General features: G+C 72.4%; 1 protein-coding gene. It reads right to left on the bottom strand.

Annotated features, from left to right (window positions below; genetic code table 11):
* Nucleotides 1-5,225 (bottom strand): non-ribosomal peptide synthetase (locus GA0116996_RS27785; protein WP_141693776.1); only part of this gene is annotated, 5,225 nt, incomplete at both ends.

The raw sequence follows: 5,225 nt of genomic DNA, 5'->3' as shown, positions 1-5,225 counted from the left end.
TAGGCGCCGCCGCAGCGCATCACCGCCAGCAGCGCGACGATCAGGTCGGGCGAGCGCGACAGGGCGATGCCGACGCGATCCTCGGCGCCGACGCCGCGCGCGCGCAGCACGGCGGCGAGGCGGTCGGCGCGGGCCAGCAGTTCGCCGTAGCGCAGCACCTGGTCGCCACAGATCACGGCGACGGCGTCGGGGCGGGCGGCGGCGTGGCGGGCGATGTGCGCATGCACGGGCAGGGTCTCGCCGCCAGGCGCATCGCCCTGGCCCAGCGCCAGCAGCGCCGCCTGTTCATCCTGCGTCAGCAGGCTGAGCGCACCAACGGTCTGCCCTGGCACGGTGCCGATGGCTTCCAGCAGCCCCGTCATCTGCGCGCAAATGCGCGCCACCTGCGCGGCATCGAATGCGCGCCGCATGTAGGTGAAGCCCAGCCGCAGGGTCTGGCGCAGGCTGACCTCGACGTCCATCTCGTATTCGGTCAGGCCCGTGCTGCCCTGCGTGGCGAAGCGCAGGCCGCTGCGGCCGGCCGATGCCAGCGCGTCTTCGAGGGGGAAGTTCTCGAACACCAGGATGCTGTCGAACAGGCGCTGGCCGGCCTGGCCGCCCCAGCGCTGGATATCGGACAGCGGCGTGTGCCCGTGCTCGCGCGCGGCCAGGTTGAAGCCTTGCAGTTCGCGCAGCCAGTCGCCCACCGCCTGCTCTGGCCGCGGCGCGGCCAGCACCGGCAGTGTATTGATGAACAGCCCCAGCATCTGCTGGTTGCCCGGCACGTCGGCGGGGCGGCCGGCCACGGTGGCGCCGAAGGCCACGCGGCGCTGGCCGGTGTAGCGCTGCAACAGCAGCAGCCACGCCGCCTGCACCACGGTGTTGAGGGTCACCTTGTGCGCGCGGGAATAGGCCGACAGCCGTTCGGTCAGCGCCGCGCCGCAGTCGTGCTGCAGCAGCCCGTAGCCTTCGCCGCCGGCCGGCGCCGGCAGCGCCTGCGCCAGCCGCGTGGGGGTGTCGAAGCCATCGAGCTGGCCGGCCCAGAACGCCTGCGCGGCGCCGGCGTCGCGCTGCTGCAGCCAGCGGATGTAGTCGGCAAAGCGGCCTTCGACCGGCGCGACCGCCTCGCCCGCATAGCGCTTCAGCACCTCGCCCAGCAGCTGCGAAGTGCTCCAGCCATCGAGCAGCAGGTGGTGCACGGTCCAGACCAGGTGATGCCGGCCGGGACCGGTGCGCACCAGTGTCAGCCGCATCAGCGGCGGGCACTCCAGGTCGAAGCCCTGAGCCAGGTCCGCGGCGGCAAGCCGGTCGAGCGCGGCCGGCAGTGCCTCGGGCGGCTGCGCCGACCAGTCGTGTTCTGTCAGCGGCAGCGCCACCTCGTGCGCCACCCATTGCAGCGGCTGCTCGCCGCGCTGCAGGAAGCCGGTGCGCAGGGCATCGTGACAGCCCAGCGCCGCGCGCCAGGCCTGGGCGAAGCGGGCGGCGTCCAGCCCCTCGACATCGACCCGCAGCTGGTTGATATAGGCACTGCCGGCATCCGCGCGCGCCACGCTGTGATACAGCATGCCCGCCTGCATCGGCGACAGCGGATACAGGTCCCGCACCCGCGCGGCGTCGAGGCCGAGGCCGTCGAGCTGGCCTTGCGACAGGCGCGCCAGCGCAAAATCCTCGCTGCGCAGGCTGGTCCGGTGCGGCGTTGCCTGGGTATGCACCGGGTCGGCCTGGCCGTCGAGCGGCGCCAACGCCTCGGCCACCGCCGCCAGCGTCTGCCCCTCGAACAGCTGCCGGGGCGTCAGCAGCCAGCCCAGCGCGCGCAGCCGCGCGACGATCTGCAGGCTCAGGATCGAATCGCCGCCGAGTTCGAAGAAGTTGTCATGGCGACCCACGCGCGCCACCTTCAGCACCGCGGCCCAGGTCTCGGCCAGCACCGCTTCCACGCCCGGCTGCGGCGCCTCGTAGGCGCTCGACCCCGCAAACTCCGGCGACGGCAGCGCGCGGCGGTCCAGCTTGCCGTTGGGCGTGACCGGCATGCGCTCCAGCACGACAATGGCGCCCGGCACCATGTAGTCGGGCAACGCCTGCGCCAGCCAGCCGCGCAGCGCGTCGGTGTCGATCGCCGCACCGGCCGCGGGGACGGCATAGGCCACCAGCCGCGCCGGTCCGTCGCCGGTCAGGGCGATGGTCACGGCCTCGCGCACGCTGCCGTGCGCGAGCAGCCGCGCCTCGATCTCGCCCAGCTCGATGCGCAGGCCGCGGATCTTGACCTGGTGGTCGAGCCGGCCCAGGTATTCGATCTGGCCGTCGGCGCGCCGCCGCGCGAGATCGCCGGTGCGATAGAGCCGTTCGCCATGCGCGCCATGCGGATCGGCGACAAAGCGCTCGGCCGTCAGCGCCGCGCGGCCGAGATAGCCGCGCGCCAGGCCGGCGCCGCCGAGATAGAGTTCGCCCGCGATGCCTTCGGGCACCGGGTGCATCGCCCCGTCGAGCACATGCGCGCTGACATTGGCGATCGGACGTCCGATCGGCACCGCATGCCCGCCATCGTCACGGCAGGTCCAGTGGGTAACGTCGATCGCCGCCTCGGTGGGACCGTACAGGTTGTGCAGGCCCGCCTGCGGCAGCAAGGCCATGGTGCGGCGGGCCAGGTCCGCCGGCAGCGCCTCGCCGCTGCAGACGATATGGCGCAGGCTGGCGCACGCGGCGGCCACGGCGCCGTCGGCAACGAAGGCCTGCAGCATCGCCGGCACGAAGTGCAGCGTGGTGACCCGATGCTGCGCGATCAGCGCGGCGATCCGCTGCGGGTCGCGGTGGTCGCCCGGTGCCGCCAGCGCCAGCCGCGCACCCGTCATCAGCGGCCAGAAGAACTCCCAGACCGAGACATCGAAGCTGAACGGGGTCTTCTGCAGCACGGTGTCGCCGGCATCCAGCCGGTACTGCGCCTGCATCCACCAGAGCCGGTTATGCAGCGCGCCGTGCCGGTTGCCTGCGCCCTTGGGCCGCCCGGTGGAACCGGAGGTGTAGATGACGTAGGCCAGGTTTTCCGGCGACAGCGCTGGGACCGGATTGTGGTCGCCGCCCTGCGCATAGAGCGCGGGATCGGCCAGGTCGACGGCGGCAACGGTACGAGACAGCACCGGCATCGCATCGGGGCGCTGCACCAGCACCAGCGCGACGCCGCTGTCCTCGATCATGTAGGCCAGGCGATCGGCGGGGTAGTCCGGATCGAACGGCACGTAGGCGCCGCCGGCCTTGAGGATGGCCAGCAGCGCGACGACCATTTCGACCGAACGCTCGGCCAGCACGCCGACCGGCACGTCCGGGCCTACCCCGTGCGCGATCAGTCGATGCGCGAGGGCGTTGGCGCGGCGGTTCAGCGCCGCATAGGTCAGGCGCTGCTCGCCGAAGCACAGCGCAATTGCGTCGGGCTGCGCCGCGACACGGGCTTCGAACAGCCGGTGCACCGGTTCCGCGGCGGGATAGGGCTGCGGATCGGTACCCAGCGCCAGCGCGGCGCGCGCCTCGGGCGGCGCCATCAGCGCGATCCGGCCCAGCGGGCGCGCCGCGTCGGCGGCCAGCTGGCGCAGCACCGCAAACAGGCTGTGCGCCAGCTGGGCGGCGTGCGGCTCGGCCAGCTGTGCGCGGTCGAAGCGGCAGGTCAGGTGCAGCGTGCCGGTATGCGCGAACAGCAGCGTCAGCGGGTAGTTGGTCTCGGCCCGGTTGCGCACGCCGGAGAACGACAGGCCGGCGGGCGTGCGGCGCAGCGCGGCGTCGACCGGATAGTTCTCGAACACGACGATCGAATCGAACAGCGCCTGGCCCCCGTGTCCGGCCCAGCGCTGGATGTCGTAGAGCGGGGTGTGTTCGTGCTCGCGCAGCGCCAGGTTCAGCGCCTGCACCTCGCGCAGCCAGTCGCCCACCGCTTGCTGCGGACGCGGCGACGCGATCACCGGCAGCGTATTGATGAACAGCCCCAGCATCTGCTGAGCGGCCGGCAACTCGGCCGGGCGCCCCGCCACGGTGGCGCCGAAGGCCACGCACGGCTCGCCGGTGCAGCGCTGCAGCAGCAACAGCCAGGCGGCCTGCACCAGCGTGTTCAGCGTGACCTTCTGCGCGCGGGCGAAGCTGGCCAGCGCAGTGGTCTCGGCGGCGTCGAGTTCGTGGTGATGTTCGCCCTGGCCCTGGCCGTGTTCCGGAGCCGGCAATGCGGCAAGCAGGCGAGTTGGCGCGTCGAGCGGTGCCAGCTGCGCCTTCCAGAAGGCTTCGCCGGCGGCGGCGTCGCGCGACAGCAGCCAGCCGATATAGTCGGCAAAGCGGCCGCCACTGGCTGGCAGCGTTTCGCCGGCGTAGTGGCGCAGCACTTCGCCCAGCAGCTGCCCGGTGCTCCAGCCGTCGAGCAGCAGGTGGTGCACGGTCCAAACCAAATGGTGGCGATGCGCGCCGGTGCGCAGCAGCGCCACGCGCATCAGCGGCGGGCGCTCCAGATCGAAGCCCTGCGCGCGCTGGCCGTCAGCGAAGGCGTCGATCTCTGCCGCGCTGCGCCCGCGCCAGTCGTCGACCAGCACGGAGAGCGCCGCCTGCCTGGCCACCCACTGCAGCGGCGGGTCGGCCCGGTGCAGGAAGCCGCTGCGCAGGGTGTCGTGGCGCGCCAGCACCGCCTGCCATGCCGCGCGGAAGCGCTCCGGCTCGATGCCGTCGACATCGACGCGCAGCTGGTTGGTATAGGCGCCGCCGTGCTCGCCAAACACGCTGTGGAACAGCATGCCCGCCTGCATCGGCGACAAGGGGTAGAGGTCCTGCACCTGCTGCGGCGCAAGGCCAAGCGCATCCAGCCCGGCCTGCGACAGGCGGGCGAGCGGGAAGTCGGATGGCGTCAGGCCCGCTGCCCCGGCGGTGCAATGGGCCACAACCGCCTCCAGTTCCGCGCGAAACGCCGCCGCCAGCGCTTCGACCGTCGCGCTGCGATAGCGACGGCGCGCATAGGCCACGGACAGCTTTAGCCGACCGTCCTGTACTTGGCCGCTGATCGACAACGGGTGCGACAGCGGCGTGGCGGGATCCTGGTTGGCGCCCGCGCTGTCGGCAGAAAGCCGCCACGGGCTGTCGTCGGCGAAGCTGGCGTCGAGCTGGCCGAGGTAGTTGAACACCACCTGTGGCCTGGGCACATCGGCCAGCGCAGCCTGTTGCGCGGGCGAACCGAAGCGGCGCAGCAGGCCGAAGCCGATGCCATCCCCGGGCACCGCGCGCAG

Source organism: Cupriavidus alkaliphilus (assembly GCF_900094595.1).
GTDB classification, from domain to species: Bacteria; Pseudomonadota; Gammaproteobacteria; order Burkholderiales; family Burkholderiaceae; genus Cupriavidus; species Cupriavidus alkaliphilus.
This window is presented reverse-complemented; position numbering and strand designations above follow the sequence as displayed.